We start from the raw sequence: 26,526 nt of genomic DNA on the forward strand, positions 1-26,526 counted from the left end.
AGAAAAATAGAAGGATTTAGTAAATTTTGCACTCTTACAGTGACTAAAAATAAGAAGCAAACTAAATGTGTAGTTTGTTTGCAACTGTGTATTGATAGTTAAAACACATCATATTAATATGTCTGAAGCGAGATAATCCATTGCTTTTTCCACTAGCTCTTGGAAGGATAGCTATAAGAATATAATCTATTATCTCATATTCAATCTATTTAATTAATTATAATAGAACTTCTTAAGATTCTTTTGTCAGATAATCTCTAATATCATGTCCGGATAATTAGTTATAAAAAAACTTTCTCCTTCAACTCCAGTTGTTCTTCTTTCTTCCCTCTTCCCTCTTTCCTCCTGACTCCTGACTCCTGACTCCTGACTCCTCCCTAGTTATTTATTTATCACTGTTTAACCGGACATGATATAAAACATTACAGGCATGAGAATCAAGTCTTAATCCAGTATGCTAGAAACAATGAAAAAGGGAGTGTTACAGTGTATTCGGTGGTTTATGAAGTACAGTAGGGAGCAGGGAGCAGTAGGGACGTTGCGTGAACGTCCCTAGGGACACGAGAACATTTATGTAAGTCAATTTAAAATTGTTTAATAATTAGATGAAAGGTAAGACGTTGAGTGTAAATAGTTAAATATTATCTAACATTGACAGAGCTTTTAATCCCCTGTAAACATCAGACTTTTTTTGAGGATTCAGGTTAATTATCTGTTAACAATATCAACTAAATAATCCCCAGCAATCCCCGTATTCTATATTTTCTTTGAGCTTCTGTTCATCTACAAATGTAATTTTGAACACCGGATTTTTTGATAAATTTACCTTGATAAAATCAACCAGTATCAGCAATAGCGATCAGTCAAATTAAATTAATCAAACCTTGTACATTACCTAGACTTCCCTCTAGATTATATCCACCTGTTTTACAATCTTTAAACATGGCGAGATAGACATATTCCTACTACTGAGCAGTTACGCCAAGAGTTAGAAACCTGGAATCAACAGCGGAATCAAAATCTTAGCAAGGTGGTTTGGCGTTTTTCCACGCTTCGATGCTAGAGTCAAACTGCAACATCTTTATCTTTATCCTGTATTTGAAACTTCCAAACATCAATAACTCCCCCGGATTGTTCACCTTCACTATCAACCAGTAGCGAGATAGCTGTCGCTAGACTCCGCCAACGCTTATTTTTTGATTTTTTACTGTCTATTCAAGAGCGATTGCTATCGTCTTTACTTCTGACTCCTACCTTCAAAAAATTTTATCCCGATCCTACCGGATTTGATATGACGAGTTATTTTTTCCTTCATTAAATCATCTTGAGCAGTTGAGCTTTTTTCTAACAGAGGAAATAAGTCTGCTCCTTACCTGCTTCATAAAACTGATATAAAACGTCACATAGCGTGATATTTTAATGTTTACTTCCTGCTTCTTGTGAGACCGTCGGCGGCTACTCATCCACAGGCATCAACGGTCAAGCCGACCGCATCCCTCAAATTCATACTGGCATTCAGATCCCGGTCTATAGATATCCCACACTTCTTGCAATCATAAGTTCTCAGATGCAATGGCATATCTTGAACATGACCGCAGTAGGAGCAAGTCGAGCGAAGATGGAAAAAATCTGTCAACTACTACCAGCTCCGAACCGTACCACTGAGTTTTATATTCTAGCTGTCTGCGAAACTCATAAAAGCCTTGGTCGGCTATAGACTTAGCTAGCTTGTGGTTAGCTAACATACCGCTAACATTTAAATCTTCGCTTGAGCAACAACGGTGTGGTTTTTAGCTAGATATGTTGTCAATTTATGAAGTGCATCTTTGCGGATGTTAGCTACTCGTCTGTGCTGTCTAGCTAGCTTGATTACAGCTTTGTGCCAATTCTTTGAATCTTTGACTTTCCTGCTCAGTTGGCGTTGCAATTTTGCTAGTTTATCTTGAGCTGTACGGTAAGGTTTAATGCTTGGGAAAACTTGACCAGTACTTAGTGTTGCTAGCGTTTTCACGCCTAAATCAACACCTACAACATCAGTAGTTTTTGGTGTGGGAGTTGCACGCTGATCAAACGCTAAACTTAAGTACCAATCCCCCGCTTGTCTACTAATGGTTATTTTTTGAGTAGTCGCCTCAATTGGCTCATAAGTCTTAACCCAACCAATAAAAGGTATGTTATGATTCCATCCATTTAATTCTATGGGTTTTCCACAATTATCAATTGTGAATGAATCAGACTTACCTTTCTTCTTAAATCGTGGGCGTTTACCCAATCCTTGGAAGAACCTCTTAAATGCTTCACCTAAGTTTATAAAAGCATATTGATAAACTTTAGATGACAAGTTTTTCATCCAAGGATAAAGTGGTTTTGTATGATTGGTAAAAACCTCTCTAAGCTTGCGGGCATTAGGCTTATAACCATCTGTGTAAGCAGCATTCCACAGACTTAAACCCCAGTTATAACACCAGCGTGAATAGCCTGCGTGTTGGGCTAAAAGCGTTTTTTGCTGATTATTTAATTTGAGCTTGGTTCTAATGGATTTCATATATGGGTGAGGGCAACCTGTCTAAAAGTATGCTTTAATACGTATTAAATCGTTATTCTCTGATTAAGTCAATGCTCCATAGAAAAACTCTAATAATTTTTTCTATCTCTCTAACCAAGCTTTCATTTTTCCAGGATTTAATAATCCGTAGGGGTCTACCTTTTTCTTAAATTCTAACTGCTCAAAATCTGTGGTTTTCATTCCTCCATCTTCCAAAATATAGGTATGAGGATTAAAAATATTTACCCCATTTTTTTCGTGATATTCAATAATTTCATTTAGTCGTTCTTCTGAAGTATAACGGACAATTTGTAATCCTACTGGTGTAGTTTGACCATCCATTCGCATAAATTCTAAGTGCATGATTACTTCATCACCAAAATGCCGATACATTTTTTCTACAAGTGCTAGATTTCTATCACTTGGAAAACCACTTTGTAAATAAGTCAAATTTGTATCTACACTCCGAGCGTGTAATGTTGTATGATTCCAAGTAAACTCATATATTGGCGTACCCTTACTTGCCTCTTGAGCAGTTTTTTTATAACAAATTTCACCTTTAAATTCTTTAACTAAATCCTGAAAAGATGCCAAACTATATTCAGATACCATCAAAAAAGCACAATGTTTTCCTTCAGGAATTGAACTTTTTACCCCAGCAAAAAAACTAGGTATCGGCCAAGCAAAAACAGTAATTAATTTTTTGACAATTCCATCACTATCTCCCAATGCTTGAGCGAATTTTGCACAGGTCATAAAGTCGTCAAAAGTTACTATTAATTCTGCCCAAGGATAAGTAGGAGCTAGGGGTATTTCTAATTGAGTAATAATTCCATTTGTTCCATAGGCATGATTAACTTTTTGTACGTCATCGCCACGCAATTCTATAACTCTTGGTTCGTCTTCCATTGTGACAACTCGCACAGCAGAAACATTACCACGATGACGTAATCCACCATAATTAATTGAGCCAATTCCACTACTACCACCACCGATAAAACCGCCAATTGTAGCGATGCGATATGTTGAAGGAAACATCCTGATTTCCCAACCTATTTCTCTAGCTTTTTTGTCTAATGCTACTAATTTTACTCCTGGTTCGACGCAAGATAAACCAGGTTTTATCCAGTTAATATTATTCATTTTTGTAGTGTCGAGAACTACTCCTCCTTCTAAAGGAATACATTGTCCGTAGTTACCAGTTCCGGCACCTCTAACTATTAAAGGTGCTTGATATTTAACGCAAGTTTTAGCTATTTGTAAAACTTCTGCTTCATTGGTGGGGCGAACAATTAAATTAGCCTTTTTATCTTTTAGTTGTGATTGTAAAATTGGGCTGAAATGATAATAGTCTAAGGAGAGTTTTGTGACTTGATTTGGCTCAGTAATAATTTCGATATTTGTTAGTTCTGATGCTAGGGCATTCCAATTTATTTGTTTTGTTTTAGTTGTTGTCATTGGTATTTTTAAAGAATAAGTAAAAAGATAGACATAAAAATATTAAATCATTTGTGAGAATCTGACCATTGGATTTTTGGCGTTGCTGATTCTGGGTATAATTTAGCCCCCCTAGCCCCCCAATTTTGGGGGGAATAAAACTCTAAAATTAAGCCAAAATTAGGGGAATTTAGGGGGCTTGACCAGAACCAAACAATCGCACATTCATACTTCAATTCAGCAACCCCGGATTTTTTAATTATGTATAATAATACTACAAAATTTAATTAATAAATAGCGATCGCTAAAATACGTATTATCAGTCGGAGGACGCTGAGAGTATACTGGGAAAAACATTCTAATGCTAAACCTGGGCTTTTGCTATGGTATAATAGGGTATCAAATGCAGAGTTTCAAAACTTTAATGATTAACTGATAACTGATAACTGATCACTGATCACTGAAATGACCAAATTTCCCCCTCGCCCTATAACTAACGAAACTGAATTAATTGCTACTCAAAATCGGATTAATTCTATTTTAGATAAAAGTTCCCTGACAAAAGACGACCGCGACTATCTAAAAGTTTTAGGAATGTTAGTCTACGAATATGAGGAAGAAAACGAACCAATTCCTACTATTAGTGGTGTTGAAATTCTCAAAGCTTTATTGGAAGAATCTCAACTTTCTCCTCAAGATTTAGTTCCTATTTTGGGTAATGAATTTATGGTATTAGAAGTATTGAATGGCAAATGTCAACTCTCAGAAAATCAAATTCAAGAACTAGCTAATTTTTTTAATATTTCTCCATCTTTATTGACAAATGTTGCGTAATTATTGAGATATCTATTTTTGTTGGGTTTCCTACGTCAACCCAACCTACATTATTTCCCTAATTGCAAAAAAAAACTCTGATTTTAGGCAATGAATTTATGGTATTAGAAGTATTGAATGGCAAATGCCAACTCTCAGAAAATCAAATTCAAGAACTAGCTAATTTTTTTAATATTTCTCCATCTTTATTGACAAATGTTGCGTAATTATTGAGATATCTATTTTTGTTGGGTTTCCTACGTCAACCCAACCTACATTATTTCCCTAATTGCAAAAATAACCTCCGATCAAAATTCAACTACCTGCTCTACATTGAATAAATGTAAAGGTTTTGAATGTGAGAATTTTCCCTGAAATATTAAGATGTAAAAATTTTTCAAATTATTTAATTTATTTACTCTTTTTCCAATCTTCCAACGCTGCAATAACAAAGCTACTTGCAGGATGATTTAGTAATTGTTCAACAGCAGCAATTCCACCAGATTTTATAGCACTTAATATTCTTTCTGCCTTAGTTGGATTATTATTAATTTGTGTAATTACTTCTGTAGCAATTTTCATTCTGTCCATTGTTGTATCTGACGGGTAAGTTTCATCTAGTTGAGCTAATAATTCTTGAATATCTTTTGCTGCTTGTGCTAAATTTTGTTCCTGAGATTCATGAATTGTGCGAGCAATTTTTGAGTCTTTAATATCTGCTTTGTTGCCAACTACACCATAATTTCCTCCTGTGTTGCCAACTGCTCCAATTTCTCCCACGTCACCAACTACTCCACGAATTTCATGAGCATGAATTTGGTCTCCACTACTTTCTGACATTTTTGTATCTCCTTGATTACTATAATTTTCTATATTAACACTAGGGCGATTAACTGCTGCACTTAATACACCTTTATACCATTTAATATCTTTTTCTCTCTGTGCCAATACTGCTCGAAGTTGTTCTGCTGAAAGTGCTTTCAACTCATTATAAGTATCGAAATATTTTTTATCTAATACTGAATGGTTAGCTTCAGGTGTAGTGTCAGCTCTAATCAATAGTTTGTCATTATTTTCGCCTCGAACCTCCATAGAACGCATTTTTATTTCTGCTTCTGGATGGTCTTTTTGTAGTTTTTCAAACGAATATGCAGCTATTCGGGGGTCTACTCCTTGATTATGATAAAGGTCTAAGGTATTCACTAAAGGTTTGAGAAACTCTGCAAACTCCCCTTCTTCAAAATTTTTATCTTCATCGGCAGGCTTTCGGCGCACACGCTCGTCCAAACTTTCTTCAGGTGGAAGTTTGAGAAAGTCTGGTCGTTTATCTGGAGGCAGACGCATATAAACATAATCACATTTGATACCATCTAGTTTAGTTGTAGTTGTTATCCCCCAGTCCTCAAGAAAAGCTCCGGTTAAAGTTGCGCCTGTGAGGTCAGCTTGGTCTAAAAATGTTCCTACTAATTTTGCACGAGAAAGGTTTGCATCTTGAAGGTTTGCTAAATTGAGATTTGCTTCTATGAAACTGGCATTAGTTAGGTTTGCTCCCTGGAGATTGATTCCTTGAAGAGAGTTTAAGCGATCTAAGTTGATGTTTTCACCTGCACCAGTTTTGACTAACTCTCTGACTTTGGTATCTTTTAGATAGGTTTCTCCTGGTCGTATGCGGTCTAGTTTGATAGTATCTCTCCAACAAGTATGAGTGAGGTTTGCTTTGCGGAAGTCTGTACTTTTGAGGGCAGCATCAGCGAAGTCAGCGTTAGTTAAATTTGCATCTCTAAAAGATGTTCCTCCTATGGCAGCACAAGAAATAGCTATGCTACGAATAAGAGTATATTTTTTATCTCCTTTTATTGCTTGATAAGCAACGTAAGCAATTAAGAGTGTTTGTAATAAGACTACGGGTCCCCCTATGGCTACGGCTCTACCTACGACTACCCCTACGACTACGGCAAATCCTACGGTGAAGGCTATGGCTACGGCTCCGGTGAAGGCTACGGCTCCGGTGAAGGCTACGGCTCCAGCTATAGCTAAAGCTACGGCTAAGGCTACGGCTCCGGTGAAAGCTACGACTAGAGCTATGCCTATGGCTACGACTACGGCTCCGGTCATGGCTGCGAGTCCGGCTCCGTTGATGGGTATGGAGAAGCCTACCATGCTGAGTACGGTTCCGGTTATGGCGAAGCCGAAGGCAAAGGCTAAAACTACACCTACATTGTCTATTCCTTTATAAATAAATGTTATCCAGAATATAATAATTACAATTAAGGATGACAAACCAGCAACTTGAGAGCTTATACTACCAAAATCAAATATTAGTGATATCAAATATGAAGAGAATGAATTTAAACACGCTGAAAAACAAGCTGAAACAAAAGAACTAGCAAGCAAAACTACTACCCAACGCTTCTGTAACCCTGCCTTAGCTCCACAAAACTTAGCCCCCGTTAGATTTGCCTCACGAAAATTAGTACTCTGAATCTTAGCCTCACTGAAATCTGCTCCAGACAAATCTTCTTTCTCAAAAGACAAACCTCTAAGATTTTCTCTTTGGAAATTTCGTTCACCTTGTTAATATTGTTGCAATATTTTACGTTTACGCCGATTCATATTTTTATCTATCTAAGAATTGAGTAAAGGAACATTGGCAAAATGACCACTGGTTTCAACAATCTTAACAATTATTATAAGGAAGAAAGAAGAAAGCGTTTATTTATTTAGGAGAGAAGAAAAAATCTGGCATTGTCTGAGTCTTATATCATGTCTCATTAAATAACTGTAATAACTAATCTGGCGTTGCTGAATTGAAGTATAAATGCACGATTGTTTGGTTCTGGTCAAGCCCCCGCGCATCCCCCATCGTTCAAAAGCGAAGCATCCTCTGGCTTCCCCCTTTCCAAGGGGGACTTTTAGACTTTTATTCCCCCCAAAATTGGGGGGCTAGGGGGGCAAAATCATACTCAGAATCAGCAACGCCACTAATCTTTACCCAACCTGGTAGGGATGCCCTTATGCAACGCGCCTACATTGTGGTTAATTAATGTTACTTAATATTACAGCGTTTTTGCCGATCGCCCAACCACATCGTCACCACAAAAATCCAGCAAATGGCCATTTGCCCCTACTTTTTCAAATTAAAAAGACAAAATTGTATAACTAACTGTAGCTGAGAAATATCTTTACTCCAAGAAACAACGGAGTTATTAACAAATAACTATAAAACCTATGTTATCCGATCGCTCAATTTCCCAAGTCAAAATGAGTAAGTTAGATGTCCATGGAAAGTGCTTAACATCTTTTCAGCGTAAACTCCTAGAAAAAAATCTAGACGATAAGTTGCCGTGGCAATATCGTCAGAGAATAGAAATTATGCTGCTAGCAGATGAAGGCAGAACCCAAAGTCATATTTGCAAAGCTATAGGTTGTTCTCCTAGTACAGCTAGACATTGGATACTTGTTGCTAAGTCTGGTCAAGCTCACCAATGGAACAATCATCCTATAGGTCGCCCCCAAGAAGTTAACGAAGAATATTTAGAACGCTTGAAAGAGTTAGTAACCAATAGTCCCAAGGAATTTGGTTATGTATTCGGTCGGTGGACTGCTAGTTGGTTAAGCAAACATTTGGCAAAAGAATTTGGTACACAGTTGAGCGATCGCCATATTAACCGCTTACTCAAACAAATGGGTTTATCTACCAGACCAAAACCACCGAAAGCTGAAGAAATTCCTGGTCAAGATATCAATGGGAAAAACATTATCATTCGCGATCTGAACTCTGACATTAATCTTAACACATCTGTAGGAGTGTTAAATTTCAAGACTTTTAACAACTAATAGTAAATATTTAGTAAATAAAATTTTGAGTTATGGTTCAAAATGCACCTACTCCTGCTTTGACTCAGGGGCAAATTACTGATGTCTTGGGATATCAACTTTCACAAAAAGAAATAGAAAATTGCTTTAAAACTACACAAGACTTAACACCAAAAGTTGGTCAATTTTGGCAAGCAGCAGATGCTCAACCAGGCATATATATTGTAACTGTGGGCAAAGTTAGGCTATTAGATAGTCAGGGTGAATTAATTACTACCCTCAATGCTGGAGCATCATTTGGCGAATCTACCCTATTTCCCGATCATTCCTTTCAACCCTACTCAGCAAGAGCATCAGTAAACCTCAAACTTTCCTATATCCCTGAAGAAACCCTTCTTCCACTAATTCAAAAACACCCTGAAATTCGAGAACATCTTCATCAAGTTGCTCTCAAACTCGATTCTCTACAAAAAAAAGGTGAGCCAGAAACTGCCCATTCCTCTGATGAAAATCTGCCAGAAGCGAATATAACTGAATATAGGCAACCAGAGGTAAAACCACAAAAAACTATTAACAAAGCTTATTTCCCTAGTCCCACCCAACGAGTAGGTCATCTCTGGCAGCGCATCACCAGACGCTATCCCTTCTTTGCTCAACAAAGCAGTTCTGACTGTGGTGCCGCTTGTTTAGTTATGGTGGCTCGTTACTGGGGCAAAAATTTCAGTGTTAATCGCGTGCGGGACATTGCCAATGTAGACCGTAACGGTGCATCACTCAGAGGATTATCTGCAGCAGCAGAAAGTATCGGATTTTCCACTAGACCAGTTAAGGCAAGTCTTGACCAACTAGCCAAACAAAAATTACCAGCGATCGCCCACTGGGAAGGCAAACATTATATAGTAGTCTATGAAATAACCCCCAAACAGGTCATCATTGCTGACCCAGGTATTGGTCAACGCCATCTTACTTATCCAGAATTTAAAGCCTGTTGGACTGGTTACACCCTACTTCTACAGCCTACTGCCTTAATCAAACAACTCAAAAATTCCACTACTCCCTTCTGGCAATTCTTTGAGTTGGTCAGTCCTCATGGACAAGTGTTGCTGGAAGTATTTATCACTTCTCTACTAATTCAGATATTTGGATTAATTACGCCTCTATTTACCCAATTACTACTAGACCGGGTAGTCGTTCAAGGTAGCACTCTAACTCTAACAGCAGTGGGATTAGGTCTAGTCATCTTTGGCTTATTTAAGGTTGCTATGACTGGTTTACGACAATATCTGCTCGACCACACTGCCAATAAAGTACATTTGGCAATGATAGTGGGGTTTATTCGTCACACATTCCGACTACCCATGAATTTTTTCGAGTCTCGCTATGTGGGGGATATTATTGCTCGGGTTCAAGAAAACCGGAAAATTGAGCGTTTCCTAACAGGAGAAGCGCTTTCTATTTTGTTGGATTTGCTGACAGTCTTCATTTATTTAGGACTAATGTTTTGGTATAGCTGGAAAATGGCTTTACTAGCATTAGTTATTATACCACCGTTTTTTTTATTAGCACTTATTGCCACACCTTTCCTACAAAAAATCTCTAGAGAAATATTTGCTGCTCTAGCTGAAGAAAGTAGTTATCTGATTCAATCCCTGACTGGTGTAAGTACTGTCAAGTCTCTAGCAGTTGAGCAAACAGTACGCTGGCGATGGGAGGAATTTCTGAATAAGTCAATTAGAAAAAACTTTTCTGGACAGGTGATTAGCAACCGACTGCAAATATTCAGTTTAACTATTGAATCGTTGGTAACGACGGGTTTACTCTGGTTTGGAGCATGGTTGGTTATTCAAGGGGAGTTAACTATTGGACAGTTGGTGGCTTTTAATATGTTGATTGGCACTGTGATTAGTCCTTTTCAGCGACTGACGGTTTTGTGGAATCAATTACAGGAGGTGATTATTGCGGTGGAGCGCATTAATGATGTGATTGATACTGAACCAGAGGAAGATTTACAATCAGAGGGGCGTCAGTATTTGGTAGAGTTACAGGGTAATATTATTTTTGATAATGTGACTTTCCGTTACCACCCAGAAAGCGATATTAATGTTTTGGAAAATTTGAGTTTTGAGGTAAAAGCGGGACAAACTGTGGCTTTAGTGGGGCGTTCTGGGTCTGGGAAAACAACGATTTCTAAGTTGGTTTTGGGGTTATATCCGCCTACTGATGGTAAAATTTTGATTGATGGTTATGATATAACGACGATTTCTTTGCCATCCCTGCGCAACAAAGTAGGTGTGGTTGACCAGGATACTTTTTTATTTGGTGGCACTATTCGGGAAAATCTGACTATTGCTCATCCCTCTGCAACTCTTGAGGATATTGTACGAGCAGCAAAGTTAGCTGGTGCTGATGAATTTATTCAAAGGTTGCCGATGGGTTATGAAACTCAGATTGGTGAAGGTGGGGGTTTGTTGTCTGGTGGTCAACGGCAAAGATTGGCGATCGCTCGTGCTTTGTTGGGAAATCCTCGTTTATTGGTTTTTGATGAGGCGACTTCTCATTTGGATGTTGAGTCGGAGCGTATTATTCAGACAAATTTGAATAGTATTCTCCAGGGTCGCACTACGTTAATTATTGCTCACCGTTTATCTACTGTGAGAAAAGCTGATGTAATTTTAGTGTTGGATAGGGGGGTGTTAATTGAGCAGGGAAATCACGAAGAATTGATGGCGAAACGAGGACATTATTATTATCTGAATCGCCAACAATTGGAAAGTTAAAATTTCAAATTCAAAAGTCAAAATTCAAAAGTCAAAAGTAAGATGTTAGGGTTTCAAATGAAAAGTCAAAAGTAGTAGGTTGGGTTAAGCGATAGCGCAACCCAACAACCGTAAGTATTTGTTGGATTTTGTTCCTGATGTATATGTTGGGTTTGGGTTCCTCAACCCAACCGACAAAGGGCAAAATGTATATGTTGGGTTTGGGTTCCTCAACCCAACCGACAAAGGGCAAAATGTATATGTTGGGTTTCGTTCCTCAACCCAACCTACAAAGTCCCCTCCTATTCCCTATATTTAACAAAAAACACAATTATTAGGAAAATAATGCCACAACAATTCAACGTAACTGCAGAATCAAACGGTCATAAACCTTTAGAGACTGACTTAATAAAACTAGAAAAAAGTAGTAGGTTGGGTTAAGCGATAGCGCAACCCAACAACCTTCATTAATTGATAATGGATAATTGATAATTACCTCTGGTTAAAACCGTTCTTGATTAAATATAAGGAAATATTATTTCTTTTTTTTCCCCTTAAAAGGGGAGGCTTCAAGGCGCGAATTATTTAATTATTAATTATTAATTATTCGGTAAGTGTGTGTTGGGTTTCGGTTCCTCAACCAAACCTACAAAGTTCTAACAACTGATAATTAATAACTGATAAAAATCATGCCACAACAATTCAATTTAACTGTAGAATCAAACGGTCATAAACCTTTAGACACTGACTTAGTAACACTAGAAAAAAGTTTAAATAACTCCAAAATTTCTGAGCCAGAAGTGACCAAATTAGATACAAATAAATCTGTTGATGATTGGTCTTTTGCTACTAAAGAATTATTAGATGCTTTACCCCAACGTTGGACGCGAGGATTACTATATCTTTTAATCATATTTGTAGCGATCGCTCTGCCCTGGGGAATGTTTTCTCAAGTAGATGAAACTGGTACTGCTAGAGGGCGTTTAGAACCTCAAGGTGGTACTCTTAAGCAAGAGTTAAATTTAACATTTACGGCTGCAACGGTATATACACAAACGGCAAAAGTTGAGAAAGTTTATGTTAAAGAGGGAGACAAAATTGAAGCTGGAGATATTTTAATAGAATTAGAATCTCGCCCTATTCGCGACCGACTTGCTCAACTGAATATTCAACTGCAAAGTCAACAAAATAGACTCAGTAAAATTGAACAACAAAAAAGTCAATTAGAAATCGAACTTCGTACCCAAGAACGACAAAATCAATCCCAAACATTAGAAAAATTAGCTCAGGTAGAGCAAGTACGACGCAACTTTCAATCTCTGAATACCACCTACAATTTACAAAAAGAAGAAAAGCTAGCACAAGTTCATCAAGCAGAACAAAATCTCGAAGCTGCTAGGAGAATATTAAATTTACAAAGAGAAGAAAAGCTAGCACAAGTTCATCAAGCAGAACAAAATCTCGAAGCTGCTAGGAGAATATTAAATTTACAAAGGGAAGAAAAATTAGCTCAAGTTAATCAAGTAAAACAGCAGTTAGATGATAGTAATACTGCTTATAAATTATCAGAAATTCGCTGGCAAAAATCTCTCAGAGAAGTTGAACGTTATCGTAATCTTTGGGAGGAGGGTGCAGTTACAGAAATTCAGGTAGTTGAAAAGGAGGATATAGCAGAAGAAAGACAAAGAATATGGGAGCAAAGTCAAGCAGATCGGGAACAAGCAAAACTAAGAATAGAAGAGCAAGAGGGTAGTTACGACCGGGTTATTCATCAAGCAGAAGCAGATATTGAGCAAGCTGAGTTACGTTTAGCAGAGCAAAAAGGTAGTTATGAAAGAATTATTAATCAAGCAGACGCTGATATTAAACAAGCTGAATTACGTTTAACAGAACAAAAGAGTAGTTATGAAAGAACAATTAATCAAGCAAAAGCAGATATTGAGCAAGCTGAGTTACGTTTAACAGAACAAGAAAATAGTTCTCAAACTATTACTCATTCTGGGGAGATTGCAATTTCAAAAATTAAAGAGCAGCTCAAGAATATGGATAGTCAAATTATTAGTATTCAAGCTGAAATTGCTCAGACAAAGAAAGATATTGATTCTTTAAATTTTGAGTTGGATCAACGAGTAGTTAGGGCGCAACAGGGAGGCATTATTTTTAATTTGCCGATTGAAGGAGTGGGAGATGTTGTGCAACAAGGGGAGATGATTGTGGAAGTATCACCACAAGGTAAAAATCTTTTTTTGAAGGCAGAAATGGCAACTTCAGAAAGTGGTTCTTTAAAGAAAGGAATGGAGGTGAAAATGAAATTTGATGCTTATCCTTTTCAGGATTATGGTGTAGTAGAGGGAACTTTAAAAAACATTTCTCCTACTTCAAAAATGCAGGAAACTGCTGAGGGGAATATAGCAATTTATGAGTTAGAAATTGAGTTGGATGAGACTTGTATTCCTACTGGTAATGAGTGTATTGCTTTGCGTCCTGGAGATACAGCAACGGCAGAGGTTGTTGTGCGTCAGCGTCGTCTAATTGATTTTATTCTTGACCCATTCAAGAAGTTACAAAAAGGAGGTTTAGATTTGTAGAAATAATGAATAATATCATGTCCGGTTGAATAGTTATAAATAAATGAGGGAGGAGTCAGGAGACAGGAGTCAGGAGTCAGGAGGGAAGAGAGCAGAAAGAAAGCATAAAAAGAAGAAAGTTTTTTGATCACGCTCTTATCCGGACATGATATAATTGACAATTACAGCGGGTTCCACCTTGGTGAGCTACACCTCGAAGCGAGCAAGATGCTCGCGACTTAGAACATTTAATTTTTCATATCATGTCCGGTAACATCAGTATTGTATAGAAAAGGAAGAAGTAGGGGCGATTCGTGTAGGGGCGATTTCCGTGCCGGAATGCTCCTCAGATCGCGAATCGCCCCTACGACTCAGAGATACGATAACTAATTATCCGGACATTAGAGTTGTCGCTAAATAGAGGGAAAAAATCGCTCCAACCTAGACAGAGCAATAATTTCAAGGTCTTTTTAGTCACCAATAGCTACAATCCTTATATAACAAGGTTTTTGGGGGTTTTTGAAGTTATAAAGCGACAAGTCTATTATATTACGCATAATTAAAAGGGAAAATCGCTCACCCCCTAAGAAATGAATTTCTTGGCTAATAGCAAAAGTCATCTAAAGATGACTCTTGATACGTAAGCATTGAGCCGTCAGCTATAGCAGATTTCAACCTAGTGAGGTACACCTGCGCGAGCAAGATGCTCGCACTGATAAAATTTAATTATCAATATCTGTACCTCACGCTTCTTGGGAAATGCTATATTAGCTATCAGCTATTAATTTTGAGTCCGCATAAAAGCAACCTTTAAAATTGAAAAATAATAAAAAGTTACTGTTATGATTCCCTGGACAAAACCTTAGAAGTAATGAATAATTACTAATTGCTGATTGCTGATAGCTGATTGCTTACCTTGATACTTATTTGTTTTGATTAATTAATAGGAGAAAAACCATGTCACAATCTATCACTATTACTGCTGAAGATATTCTCAACCAAGTCAAGCTATCTTTAAAAACCTCTGAGCTTACAGAAGGAATTATTACTCGCAAGATTATTATGGATGCGGCTCAGGAAGCAGGTATAAAAGTAGAGACTGAAGAACTTCAGAAAGCAGCAGATACTATGAGGTTTGTCAATAAACTTCATAGCTCCCAAGAAACTTTTGCTTGGTTGGAAAAAAATTGTTTGTCTGTAGATGATTTAGAAGAAGCTGTCTATATAAGTATTGTTTCTGAAAAATTGGTTACTCATCTGTTTGCAGATAAGGTTGAGCCATATTTTTATGAAAATCAATTGAATTATGCTGGTTTGGTGATGTATGAGGTGGTTTTGGATGATGAAGATTTAGCGATGGAATTATTCTATGCGATTCAGGAAGGAGAAACGAGTTTCTATGATGTTGCCCATCAATATATTGAGGATAAAGAGTTACGTCGTCAGGGGGGATATCGAGGAGTATTGTCTCGTAAGGATTTGAAACCAGAGATTTCTGCTGCTGTTTTTGCGGCTAAACCTCCTCAAATGATTAAACCTATTGTGAGTTCTAAGGGAGTGCATTTGATTTTTGTGGAGGAGATTATTTCAGCAGAGTTAGATAATAACTTGCGCCTTCAGATTTATTCAGAGTTGTTTGGTGAGTGGGTTAAGAAGCAAGTTGAGTCAGTTGAAGTTGTGACGAGTCTAGAATCAAATAGTAAAGCTATTTCCCCATAGCTTTAATGGGTTGGGGGTGGCGATCGCGATCGATATTATCGCCTCCCAACACCCCTACTTCCAACTCCTGAGTCAAACCAAAGTCAACAGCAAAATATCACTCAGTCGAACATTAATTTTGTGACTGGGTGATATTTTTTTATAGAAGCTCGAACCGTATCTCTGCAAAGGTGAGGGTTTTTAGGCAAGTCCTCAGTCCTCAGGAGATTGAGAAATAAGATAGGGGAAAAAGAGTAGAAAAATACCCCCCTCTCCCCACACTTCCCACCCTCTCCGTCTATATTCTCAATAGAACCCCTTCAGGGGTTCTATAGTGTAGGTTAGGCTGAGTGCAATTCCTGAGGTCAAAGAAGCAAAGATGCAACATGACCCATTAAGCAAAAGCTTAACAAGGACATAGACAATCCAAGATTTGACCTAAAATCTTGCCAGGGTACCAGCAACAAGAACCACCACCTAATGTATTCGCCATTTCTCCCTCAGTCAAATCATTGAGGTAGCTTTCAGAATCTAAGAATAAGTCAGCACCAGCAGGATTTAAGTCAGAGATGTTAATCTTAGCCATTTTTCAGTTACTCCTTAATAAAATTAGTAAATCAATTTTGTTGATTTGGAATCAGACTTGCTTTTGTCTGTTTCCATTTATATTATTGCCTGACTTTTCTTATGTTGCAAGGGTTTGAACAACTTAAAACTGCATCTAACTAACACAATTATGTCTCGAATTTTCGATAAATAATCATCTATATTCAGTAAAAATTAACTAAAAACCAGTTAATTCAATTTCAACAGATAATTATTGAAGAAATAACTAATACAATTATGTCTTTTTTGATTTGATGATGGTATTGAACCAGAATAAAAGTCACAAAAAAACAGCCCCATACATAATTTAATGAGGCCGAACTGAAAAATTATTATTTGAATTATGACTTCTAAGGGAGTGAATTTAATTTTTGTGGAGGACGTTATTCCAGCAGAGTTAGATAATAATGTAGAATCAAATAGTCAAGCTATTTCCCCATAGCTTGAATGGGTTGGGGGAGGCGATCGCGATCGATATTACCTCTCCCCAACACCGCTACTTCCAACTCCTGAGTCAAAGGGGGGTCAACTGCAAAATATCACCCAGTCGAGCATTACCTTTTCGACTAGATGATATTTTTTTCTGTGCCGCTTAACCCAACCTACAGAGACTAGAGACGTATATCCAGAATCACAGTAGAGCTTAATTTTTCTTCAAGTAGGCAGCGTAGCTTGCTTTCGCCTATGTATACCTGCTTGATTCGCTATCCCGCCCTGTGTTATCAAGACTGGGATAACTAAGATTTAGTTTTGTGACACTAATGATTTATTTGCAAAAGAACACGGAGCAGCACAAGAACACGGAGCACAAGCCTCCTAAGGTATTCATCATTTCTCCGTCAGTCAAATCATTGAGGTAGCTTTCAGAATCTAAGAATAAGTCAGCACCAGCAGGACGTAAGTCAGAGATATTAATGTTAGCCATTTTTTAGTTGCTCCTTAAGTAAAATTAGTAAATCAATTTTGTTGATTTGGAATCAGACTTGCTTTTGTCTCTTTCCATTTATATTATTGCCTGAGTTTTCTTATGTTGCAAGGGTTTGAACAACTTAAAACTGCATCTAACTAACACAATTATGTCTCGAATTTTCGATAAATAATCATCTATATTCAGTAAAAATTAACTAAAAACCAGTTAATTCAATTTCAACAGATAATTATTCAAGAAATAACTCGCACAATTATGTCTTTTTTGATTTTCCTCTAGTATCGAACTGCAATAAAAGTCACAAAAAAACAGCTCCATTAAATTATGGGGCTGAGTCGCTTTCACTTTTTATGTTAATATAGTTCAAATCTCACTAATGAAAAGAAACGGGTTGAAATGAGATTAAAAGTAAGTGAATATGGTCTAGTAATTCCTAATATTTAATAACAAACTTGTAATCCCATTTTCCATCACCATCAACGTCTACCTTTAGCTTAATTTTTGTTCCTCCATAGATCAACATGAGTTCGTTGATATTCAAGTCATCTAGGTAGCTGGGAGAATGCAAATCGTGAATTTTTATGTTAGCCATTTTTCAGTTAACCCTTAAGTAAAATTAGTAAATCAACTTTGTTGATATTGTTTCTCCATAATTTCTACTTAAGAGCTGACTTTCCGCATTCTAATATATTAATATAATTTTAGCGACTCAAAGATTAAAGGAGGTGATAGTCATTATGGCCAATAGAAGATTGACTTTTCGACTGTACCCGACAAAAGTACAGAAAGAAAAACTATTTTTAGCCAGAAAGCTACACCAACTTTTGTATAACGCTTGTGTCGCTCATAGACGTTTTGAGTGGAGAAAAACGCAAAGAAGTGTAGATTACTTTACTCAACAAAACGCACTGCCTGGTTTTAGGCAGCAGTGGCCAGATTATCAGCAACTCAATCTGACTGCGCTACAGGCAACAGTCAAGCGTGTTGACTTAGCTTATAACGCTTTTTTCAAAGGAATTAGGAAACGCCCAAAGTTTAAGTCAATTAGAAATTACTCCGGTTGGACTTACCCAGATGGTCGGCAAGGTTTTAAAGTGCAGATTGAATGTAGCCAAAAATATACAGTCAACTGTGGATGGGTGACACTTAATGACTTGGGTATGAGACTCAGGATGCGGGGTAGGTTTAAGTATTGGGGAAAACCTACTACTTGTACTATTGTTTATCGTCCTCATAAAGATGAGTGGTATGCTTCATTTAGTATCAAGACCTCGGAACCTGAACCATTATTTGGTAGTAAGTCTCCACTGGATTATGAATCAATGGTGGCTTTTGATTTAGGATGTGAAACAGCATTGACCTGCTATGACGGGTATGGGTTCGACTCAATCAGTAATCCTAGATTTGACAGGGAGTTTGCTCCAAAAATTCAGCAAGCTTCACGTCAACTCAAAAGAAAGCAGCGACCAATTAAAGGTAAGCAAAAAGCATCAAGTAGATGGAAAAAAGCGAAGAGAAAAATCTCTAAACTCAAGGCCAAACAGTCAGCCGTAAGACAAGATTGGCAGCACAAAGTCACAACAGAAATTGCTAGTTGTTATGACATCGTTGTGACCGAAAAATTAAATGTTAGAGGTATGACTCGCAAGGCCAAAAAAGGTAAACGCAAAAAGCAGAAAGCAGGTTTAAACCGTGCCTTATTAGACGTGGGTTTCGGAGCGTTAAACCAAATGGCACTATATAAAATCCTAGCTAAAGGTGGTTTGCACATAACCATAGATACCAAAAAAGTCAAACCATCTCAACGTTGCCCTAGCTGTGGAACTGTTCATAGGGAATGGGTGCAATTGAGTAATCGTTACCATGTTTGTGATGATTGTGGTTTTGAGATACCAAGAGACCAAGGCTCGGCCATGGTGATGTGGAATGTTGCTGCAGATAGGCAACCGGGGTTAGGAACTGGCCTCGTTAATCGTCGATGCTCTAGCTCTACTGATTCGACCCGTAAGCATACTGGCTCGATGAGGCAACTGGGGCAAATGAAGCGATCAAAATCTCAAAGTGCGGACTTTGTTGACGGGGACTTAGAAACCCAGTCCGTCTACACGGCGGGGTAGTTCATATACCAATAAACTCCAACCATTAAGTTCTCAGATTTTCGATAAATTCTGAGCAAGTAGCGAACGCTGATTTTGCCAACTATTGTTGGATTTATCTATTGGACAATAGTAAGAATTGGACTCGACAGTCAAAAAAGAGCGATCGCCTTCGACTACAAATACCAACAAGGTTAATATTGACGAGTTATCAAAATAATATGGGTCTAAAACCCCGCCTTAAATAAAAGGCGAAATGTTTTTGGAGAGTTACTTAAATCCCCTACTTCCCCTCCTGGCTCCCCTCCTGGGAGGGGCGGGGGTGGGTTGGGTTAGGGGTGGGTTAACTTCTGAATTCTGACTTCGTTATTGTTGGGTTGCGCTCGCGCTTAACCCAACCTACGGAGACTATAATTTCCTATAAATATCTTGAGAATTAGCATTCAAATAAGGACGCTGTAAATCAATCCCTAATAAAGAAAATTGCTCCAAAATCGCCTTAATTTTTCCCTCGGTCGAATTATCCCCCTGTTGCCAAGCTGTCAATAATCCATTTGCTATAATCTGACACCTATTCATACCAAAACTTTCCTGAGTAGCAAATTTCTTGTCTGGTTCTTCAGCTAATCCCAAACCCGGTGCCAACTCCATTGTAAATAAAGGTATTTCTGATTGAAAATAGGATTTATTCTCTCCATAAACATCCGACAAAACTTGCCTCACTAAATCATAATCACCCTTATCAAAATAAAGCACCCCAGAATCGTAGCGATCGTAATCAGCAGGATTATACAAGACTTTAAAACTGAAAGGAACAGCAATCTGATTTAATTTCTCTGTCAAACTACCCATAACTGCTACTGCACCTTCAGGAGTAACATTAAAATAAACTCGCACTGTTCCAGATTGACTTTCTGACTCTAGCTTACTCTGAGTACCCAAATTGCCAACCGCCATATAGAAACCATTTTGCACCAAATTCTTAGGCATCAGAATCGCTACCGAATCCCCCACAACAGCAGCTTTGTGAGATTCTTGAAGATGCTTTTCTCGTTCAATGTGCAGTCGCAAACCATTCTTAGTAACAGCTAAAGTACCATCGGTTTCCTCTCTCAAAACCGACCAACCAGAATCAAAATACCCCTCCCCCCTATTACTTTCATCTAACTGAAGATAAAATTCCATTTCTACCCCAAGAAAAGTATTATTCTCCAAATCTAATGGGCGACTATTTTCCTCACTATCCAATGCTAGGGAAGTTTGCATCGAACCATTGTAATAGATACCATAGAGAAAACTACGCAATTGTAGACTCAGATATTTATCCCGCATTTGTGTTGGTAAAGCTTGAAAACGAGCAACTACCTCAGCAGGCAAATCTAAAGGTTTGTACTCAGGATGACGAATACAAAAATCAGAGGAAATTTCTACCCTCTCAACAATGTCTGATAAAACTTCTGTTAATCGTCCAGTTACTCCAGTAGGGAAGTGATGGGATGGAAACTCAAGTAATTGCATAATTTTTAAACCTCGTTTTTTTAAGGAAGAAGGAAGAAGGAAGAAGGAAGAAGGAAAGAAGGAAGGAAGGAAGGAAGGAAGGAAGGAAGGAAGGAAGAAGTATGATTGTAGTGGATTGATACTTATGCAATGGTGCGTTACGACGGATTGCTGAATCCTTTTCATACTCTAAATTTAAGCTGTATCACACACTCTACTGACTCTGATACTTATGCAATGGTGCGTTACGACGTATTGCTGAATCCTTTTCATACTCTGAGTTTAAGCAGTCTAACTGAGCGTACTGAATTCTGAATTATGACTCCTGAATACTTCTTCAATAGCAACACCAAAAATTGTAGACATTGATGAGTCTGGGCGACATAATAATGCTTTGGCAACCTGAAGCATAGCAATACCGGTATTATTAAAAGTCTTTTGATATTGAACCATTGACAAAATTCCTGTCATCAAACCCCAACCCGCAAACTGTACTACTCGCCTCAAAAAATCTGGACGATATTCCACAATTTCTGGGAAAGTGTCAAAATAAGCTAGAGCTAAAGCAGCAATAGAAGGTTGAAGTAATTCTAGAGGTGTAGTGGCAAGTTTGAGAGATTCTTCAATGGAGAGAGAATTACTAATAACCAAACTACCCAACCACATTTGCAGATAGCTGCCGATCGCTGTTCCCAAATCAAAAGCAGGGTCTCCCCAACTAGACCTCTCCCAATCAATCAACCGCACAATATTCCCACTAGAATTTTCCCACTCTTGAGCAACGAGAATATTATTTAGTTTCAGGTCATTGTGAGTCAGACAAGTGGGAGATAAAGTCTCGCGAAGTTGAGCGATCGCTTGCCCTAAACTGTCATATCGTTGATAAAGGGTAAAAAATCTCAACCCATCTACAGGAGCGATACCAAAAATTTCTGGCCCTATCCTTTCAAGACTCTGCACCAAAAGTGGTGATACTTCAGGTTTAGCACGAACAACTTCACTAGCAAAGAACTCCCGATAATTTTTCTGATTCCAAGTATCGCGGTGAACCGTCGCCAAATAACTACCGATTTCAGCAGCAACTTTTGTAGGGAAGTTGTTTTCCTTGGAATAGAAATCACTTAAATCCCGATAACTATCCAGGTAAGTAGAGACCATAATAGATTTCTCGGCGTCGTAATGTAACAACTCTGGTAGAAAGAGACGCCAATGGTCAAGTTCGGGAAATGTCCGTAAAAATTTTTGGATTCGCCATTCCCCAAACAATTCACCTGCAGTTTCTCCTTGAGAATTATATTGTTCTTGTTTAACAAGTAGTTTTCGACCATCTGGCAAAGTCACTAATAAATTAAAATTTTTAGCAGTAATTCGCTCAATATTACTCTGAGATGTCTGCGAGGGATATTGCTCCGCTTCCTGTAGCGAATCGCATAAACCATTTTCTACTAAATAGTCATAGACATTTTGAGAGTTTAAAACAAATTTCATTTAAACTAACCTCTCATTAAGTTATAAATTATCAGTCAGTATCTAACTACTTAATACTGTCAAAATTTGAGTAAACTGACAAGAATTTTACTCAAATAAAACAGATATAACTAACACAATTATGTCTTTAACTTCGAGTGAGGGCAAATGGCATTCTCCCCTAAATATGGCGTTTTAAAGGTTAATTTCGTCAGTCCTGACTATATTCCTATTTGGGTGCATCTCAATGCGTGAATAAAGCCAAAAAATTATCGCTTTTAGGGAACACCGGAGCTGGGAACAGGGAACAGGGAATATATATATAGTAAAAAAAGTATTTTTGCAAATATGAGATTCACCCTCCTATTTTTTATAAAATCGCTAGTATTTTGAGATAAAAAAAAGACATAACTGCTAAAATTATGTCTTTTTGAGCGATCGGCCATATTCTGACATAACTTCTACAATTATGTCTTTTTTTTAGCTATTGCTGATGTTGAAAATAATTGACAAGTTACTATCCAGAAAACAAACTATCTAATTCACAATAATCAGGTTAATTTGTATTAATAACTCCACCATTTATTAATACCACTCTATCATGTTGAGACCGTGATAAAAGTTCGCTAAAATTTCTACCTTTAAAGAGAATTAAAATACTAATATCTACCTAATTATAATACTGTAGTGGACTGTTTCACCTAAAATAGTGCATTAGATTTGCCATTGTAGCTAGAGCAGGACTTACGCAAAGACACTGTGTATAGAGTCCAGTAACTATTGGACAATAGTTATGAGTACTATATATAGCGTATCTGCGTAAGTCCTATAGAGGAAGTTATCTCTTAAAAATTTCCTATTGCAACATTTAAGATGAAACAGTCCAGTAGGTTGGGTTGACGTTCGCGTAAGCGTTGCGGAGCAAAGGAAACCCAACAAAGATAGGTATCTGTCTCAAGTTTGTAGTAGACTGACACGCCTAAAAATGTAGGTTGGGTTGAACGGCAGTGAAACCCAACAAAACCTTACTAATGTTGGGTTTATCCTAACGGATAAGCTCCGCTAACGTCCCTCAACCCAACCTACACTTATTGCACCATTTTAGCTGTGTCAGTCCAGTAGTAGACTGAGACTTATTCAATGGTGCATTAGATTCAATTCAAAAGTCAAAAGTCATGCATTCAAAAGTAAGAATTTCAAGTTAAAAGCTAATGCACAGTTTTAGCTGTGGAGCGTCTACTACTAGGACTATTTGTGTTGGGTTTCCTACGTCAACCCAACCTACATCTGTCAAAATTCAATTGTTTAGCAGTGGGAGCATCTTGCTCCCGTAAATTTTCCTCCTATTACTCCCGTAAATTTTCCTCCTATTCAAATAAACTATCTAATTCACAATAATCGGGTAAAGTTGTATCAATAATTTGACCATTTCTCAAAACAACTCTGTCATGTTGAGGTCGTGATAAAAGTTCGCTAAAATTCCTACCTTTAAACAGAATTAAATCCGCAGGTAATCCAATTCCAATTCTGCCAATATTAGGTAAACCAATTAAATCCGCAGGAGTCTTAGTAACAGCACAAGGCCAATCCCCATAAGGCATATCTAAATGAGCAATTCTCACTGACATATTAAACACTTCCAAAACATCATGGTCGCCAAATCCAAAAAAAGGGTCGCGACAATTATCACTCGCCACAGCAACAGAAATTCCCTCTTTTTTCAACTCATGTAATAAAGTAACTCCCCGCCATCTCGGAGTATGATTATTTTGCCTATTCTGGAGATAAAGATTACACATTGGCAGACTAACAATACTAATACCAGCTTCCTTAACTAACTTGAGAGTTGCTGTTACTTGTTCCAGAGTTTGTACCGCCAAACTACAACAATGTCCGCAAATAATTTTGCCAGAAAATTGATGACTAATTGCCTTCTCAGCAACTTTGTATAAAACTCTAGAATTAGGGTCTCCATTTTCATCCGTATGTAAGTCTAAATCTAATTGACGTTCTTTCGCCAGACTAAATAACCTCTCCAATTGATTATCCAAGTCTGAATTCATGTATAAAACTGCTCCTAATATTCCACCAATATCAAGAGTTTTATCAGCTAATTTTTCTCCAGCTTCAATAAGATAATAATCCCCACTAACCAAAGAAACAGGTTGTAATATTAATCTACCTTCCCACTCTTTTTGTAATGTTTGAAATACCTCCAAACCAATATTTACCTGTTCACCAAAACAGACAAGATGAGTCCGAATAGCTTTTGTACCATGAGCATAACTGCATTTCAAACCAAATTCCATCCGACGATAAATATCTTCAGCATTCCAATATTTTTCCGCATCCCTAGCACCCGCATCCAAAGCACCATTAAAACTACCATCTGAGTTAGGCGATCGCATCCAGATATGACCTTTATCTAGATGGGTGTGCATATCCACAAAACACGGCCAAACCTGGCCACCTTTGAGGTCTATAGTAGGAATATTCTCAGTTTCCGGAGAGGGCAAATGTGTTAAGGAGTAGACGACTTGTATAATAACTCCTTCATTAATTTCGATATCCACCAGTGATAAACCCTCCCTAGTTTGACTAGGTATGTCAAAATCAGTTTCTAGAAGACATACAGGTATGTGAGCATTTTTTAGCCAATAGTGAGAAATATCATAAATTACAGAAAATTGTTGATTATTCATAATATCTAAATAATATAGCGCTAGGGATATAGGGAACAGGGAATAGCAAACTGTAAAAGGGTTTTAGGATTGAAAAATGTCCGCGCCCAATTCTTGTAGTGCTATATTTGATTTGTGCCAAATTAATTTAATCAGGACTTACGCAAAATAGGTAATTATACACCATTTGTAGGGGTTAACGGCTGTTAACCCCTACCAAGAGAGGTGGTTATGCGTAAGTCCTGTTAATACTGCACTTTGAGCTGGAAGTTGTAAATATGAGCACTCATTGCTATATAGCGAGGGCAAATACCATTCGCCCCTACAGATGATGGTTTAAAAGTCAATTTGCGTAAGTCCTGTACTTAAAACTTTTGACTTTTGACTTTTGACTTTTGACTTTTGAAAACTTTTGACTTTTAACTTGAGCGATAACTGCTGTCTCCATGGCAAAATTAATGTTGAGAACAAGATCAGCAAAAGGATTAATCTACAATGATGAGTGAATCTAGATTACAAACTGCATTAGAAAATGGCCAAGCTCTAAAAATTATTAGTGGTTTGACTAATTTTGATACAAACAGAGTAGCAGCAACTGTCAAAGCTGCCACCCTCGGTGGTGCAACCTACGTTGATATTGCTGCCGATCCTAATTTAGTGAGAATGGCGCGCAGTTTAACTAACTTGCCCATCTGTGTTTCTGCCATCGAACCCACTAGATTTTTACCAGCAGTAGAAGCAGGAGCTAATTTGATTGAAATTGGTAACTACGATCCTTTCTACGCCAAAGGTATACGCTTTGAAGCGGAGGAAGTATTGCAGTTAACTCAACAAACTCGCGACCTGTTACCTAATATTACTCTTTCTGTAACTGTTCCCCATACTTTAGAACTAGACCGACAAGTACAACTAGCTACTGAGTTAGTAAAAGCTGGTGCTGATATTATTCAAACTGAGGGTGGTACCAGTGCTAAACCTGTTCATCCTGGAACATTAGGGTTAATTGAAAAAGCGGCTCCTACTCTAGCAGCAGCTTATGAAATTTCTCGTGCTGTATCTGTACCTGTATTGTGTGCTTCCGGTATTTCTAATGTAACTGCTCCACTAGCTGTTGCTGCAGGTGCGGCAGGAGTTGGTGTGGGTTCTGCTATTAACCGCCTCAATGATGAAGTGGCGATGATAGCTGCGGTTCGTAGTTTGGTGGAAGCTTTGGCAAGTGTTCGTTATGTCAAAGTAGATGCAATGTCTGTTTAATTAGTTTTACCTAGTAGCTTGTCTAGCTTGAAAATGTGGGTAAATTTTAGAAAATATAGACCTCTCCCCCCTTTCCAAGAGGGGTTGGGGGGATCGTAGCGTTGGGTTTTACTCACAATTTTAGTTTAGACGAGCTACTAGAGAGTTTTCAGGTCAATGAACCACATTAAAAAATGATAACCCTGTAGGGATGTTGCATGCAACGTCCCTACTCAAATGAAAGCGCTATATGTCTGTAGAGTTTCGACTTAGTTAACAATTTGCGCAATTTATCGACATAATACGATAGTTCTCACAGGCAAGTAGTAACGAGGGTGACGCTTTGTATCTTCTGCACTAATCCCTGCTTCAGCATTTCTGGGGTG

13 protein-coding genes and 1 pseudogene are annotated in these 26,526 nt (G+C 37.8%); 7 read left to right on the forward strand and 7 right to left on the reverse strand.

Annotated features, from left to right (window positions below; all coding sequences use genetic code 11):
* Positions 1-1,459 precede the first annotated feature (1,459 nt).
* Both F6K06_RS21970 and F6K06_RS21975 read right to left on the reverse strand, forming a co-directional pair.
* Positions 1,460-2,545, reverse strand: a pseudogene (locus F6K06_RS21970) (RNA-guided endonuclease InsQ/TnpB family protein).
* Between the two features lie 102 nt (positions 2,546-2,647).
* The gene (locus tag F6K06_RS21975) at positions 2,648-4,003 is read right to left on the reverse strand and encodes an FAD-binding oxidoreductase (protein WP_287243795.1); all 1,356 of its coding nucleotides are present in this window, start codon (positions 4,001-4,003) and stop codon (positions 2,648-2,650) included.
* A gap of 444 nt (positions 4,004-4,447) precedes the next feature.
* On the opposite strand from F6K06_RS21975, the gene F6K06_RS21980 reads away from it, so the two are divergent.
* Complete coding sequence (locus tag F6K06_RS21980) at positions 4,448-4,816, forward strand: type II toxin-antitoxin system HigA family antitoxin (RefSeq protein ID WP_287243794.1); 369 nt, start codon at positions 4,448-4,450, stop codon at positions 4,814-4,816.
* 390 nt (positions 4,817-5,206) lie between these two features.
* Here F6K06_RS21980 and F6K06_RS21985 read toward each other — a convergent pair whose 3' ends face one another.
* Positions 5,207-7,330, reverse strand: coding sequence for a pentapeptide repeat-containing protein (locus F6K06_RS21985; protein ID WP_287243793.1), 2,124 nt, complete (start codon positions 7,328-7,330; stop codon positions 5,207-5,209).
* A gap of 693 nt (positions 7,331-8,023) precedes the next feature.
* On the opposite strand from F6K06_RS21985, the gene F6K06_RS21990 reads away from it, so the two are divergent.
* The 4 genes from F6K06_RS21990 to F6K06_RS22005 all read left to right on the forward strand — a co-directional run bounded on the left by F6K06_RS21990 (position 8,024) and on the right by F6K06_RS22005 (position 15,653).
* Entirely contained in the window at positions 8,024-8,632 is a 609-nt protein-coding gene (locus tag F6K06_RS21990; protein WP_287243792.1) for a helix-turn-helix domain-containing protein, read from the forward strand.
* A 32-nt stretch (positions 8,633-8,664) separates the two neighbouring features.
* Complete coding sequence (locus F6K06_RS21995; RefSeq protein WP_287243791.1) at positions 8,665-11,388, forward strand: peptidase domain-containing ABC transporter; 2,724 nt, start codon at positions 8,665-8,667, stop codon at positions 11,386-11,388.
* Between the two features lie 668 nt (positions 11,389-12,056).
* The gene (locus tag F6K06_RS22000; RefSeq protein ID WP_287243789.1) at positions 12,057-13,955 is read left to right on the forward strand and encodes an HlyD family efflux transporter periplasmic adaptor subunit; all 1,899 of its coding nucleotides are present in this window, start codon (positions 12,057-12,059) and stop codon (positions 13,953-13,955) included.
* A 936-nt stretch (positions 13,956-14,891) separates the two neighbouring features.
* Positions 14,892-15,653 (forward strand): peptidylprolyl isomerase, encoded by a 762-nt coding sequence (locus F6K06_RS22005; RefSeq protein ID WP_287243788.1) that lies wholly within the window; start codon positions 14,892-14,894, stop codon positions 15,651-15,653.
* 385 nt (positions 15,654-16,038) lie between these two features.
* On the opposite strand, the gene F6K06_RS22010 is transcribed toward F6K06_RS22005, so the two are convergent.
* On the reverse strand, positions 16,039-16,218 hold the full coding sequence (locus F6K06_RS22010) for a hypothetical protein (RefSeq protein ID WP_287243787.1): 180 nt from the start codon (positions 16,216-16,218) through the stop codon (positions 16,039-16,041).
* Positions 16,219-17,903: 1,685 nt separating this feature from the next.
* Here F6K06_RS22010 and F6K06_RS22015 point away from each other — a divergent pair.
* On the forward strand, positions 17,904-19,283 hold the full coding sequence (locus tag F6K06_RS22015; protein WP_287243785.1) for a transposase: 1,380 nt from the start codon (positions 17,904-17,906) through the stop codon (positions 19,281-19,283).
* Between the two features lie 387 nt (positions 19,284-19,670).
* Here the strand turns inward: F6K06_RS22015 and F6K06_RS22020 are convergent, their stop codons facing one another.
* The 3 genes from F6K06_RS22020 to F6K06_RS22030 all read right to left on the reverse strand — a co-directional run bounded on the left by F6K06_RS22020 (position 19,671) and on the right by F6K06_RS22030 (position 24,928).
* Positions 19,671-20,780, reverse strand: a complete 1,110-nt coding sequence (locus F6K06_RS22020; RefSeq protein ID WP_287243784.1) for a T3SS effector HopA1 family protein — start codon at positions 20,778-20,780, stop codon at positions 19,671-19,673.
* Between the two features lie 270 nt (positions 20,781-21,050).
* Positions 21,051-22,247: a phosphotransferase family protein gene (locus tag F6K06_RS22025; protein ID WP_287243783.1), complete on the reverse strand. Its 1,197-nt coding sequence runs from the start codon at positions 22,245-22,247 to the stop codon at positions 21,051-21,053.
* Positions 22,248-23,593: 1,346 nt separating this feature from the next.
* Positions 23,594-24,928 carry a cytosine deaminase gene (locus F6K06_RS22030; RefSeq protein ID WP_124142957.1) on the reverse strand — a complete coding sequence of 445 codons (1,335 nt, stop codon included), beginning with the start codon at positions 24,926-24,928 and terminating at the stop codon, positions 23,594-23,596.
* Between the two features lie 474 nt (positions 24,929-25,402).
* On the opposite strand from F6K06_RS22030, the gene F6K06_RS22035 reads away from it, so the two are divergent.
* Entirely contained in the window at positions 25,403-26,161 is a 759-nt protein-coding gene (locus F6K06_RS22035; RefSeq protein WP_124142956.1) for a DUF561 domain-containing protein, read from the forward strand.
* Positions 26,162-26,526: the final 365 nt, after the last annotated feature.

Origin of the sequence: Okeania sp. SIO1H4 (assembly GCF_010672695.1) — a bacterium.
GTDB classification, from domain to species: domain Bacteria; phylum Cyanobacteriota; class Cyanobacteriia; order Cyanobacteriales; family Microcoleaceae; genus Okeania; species Okeania hirsuta.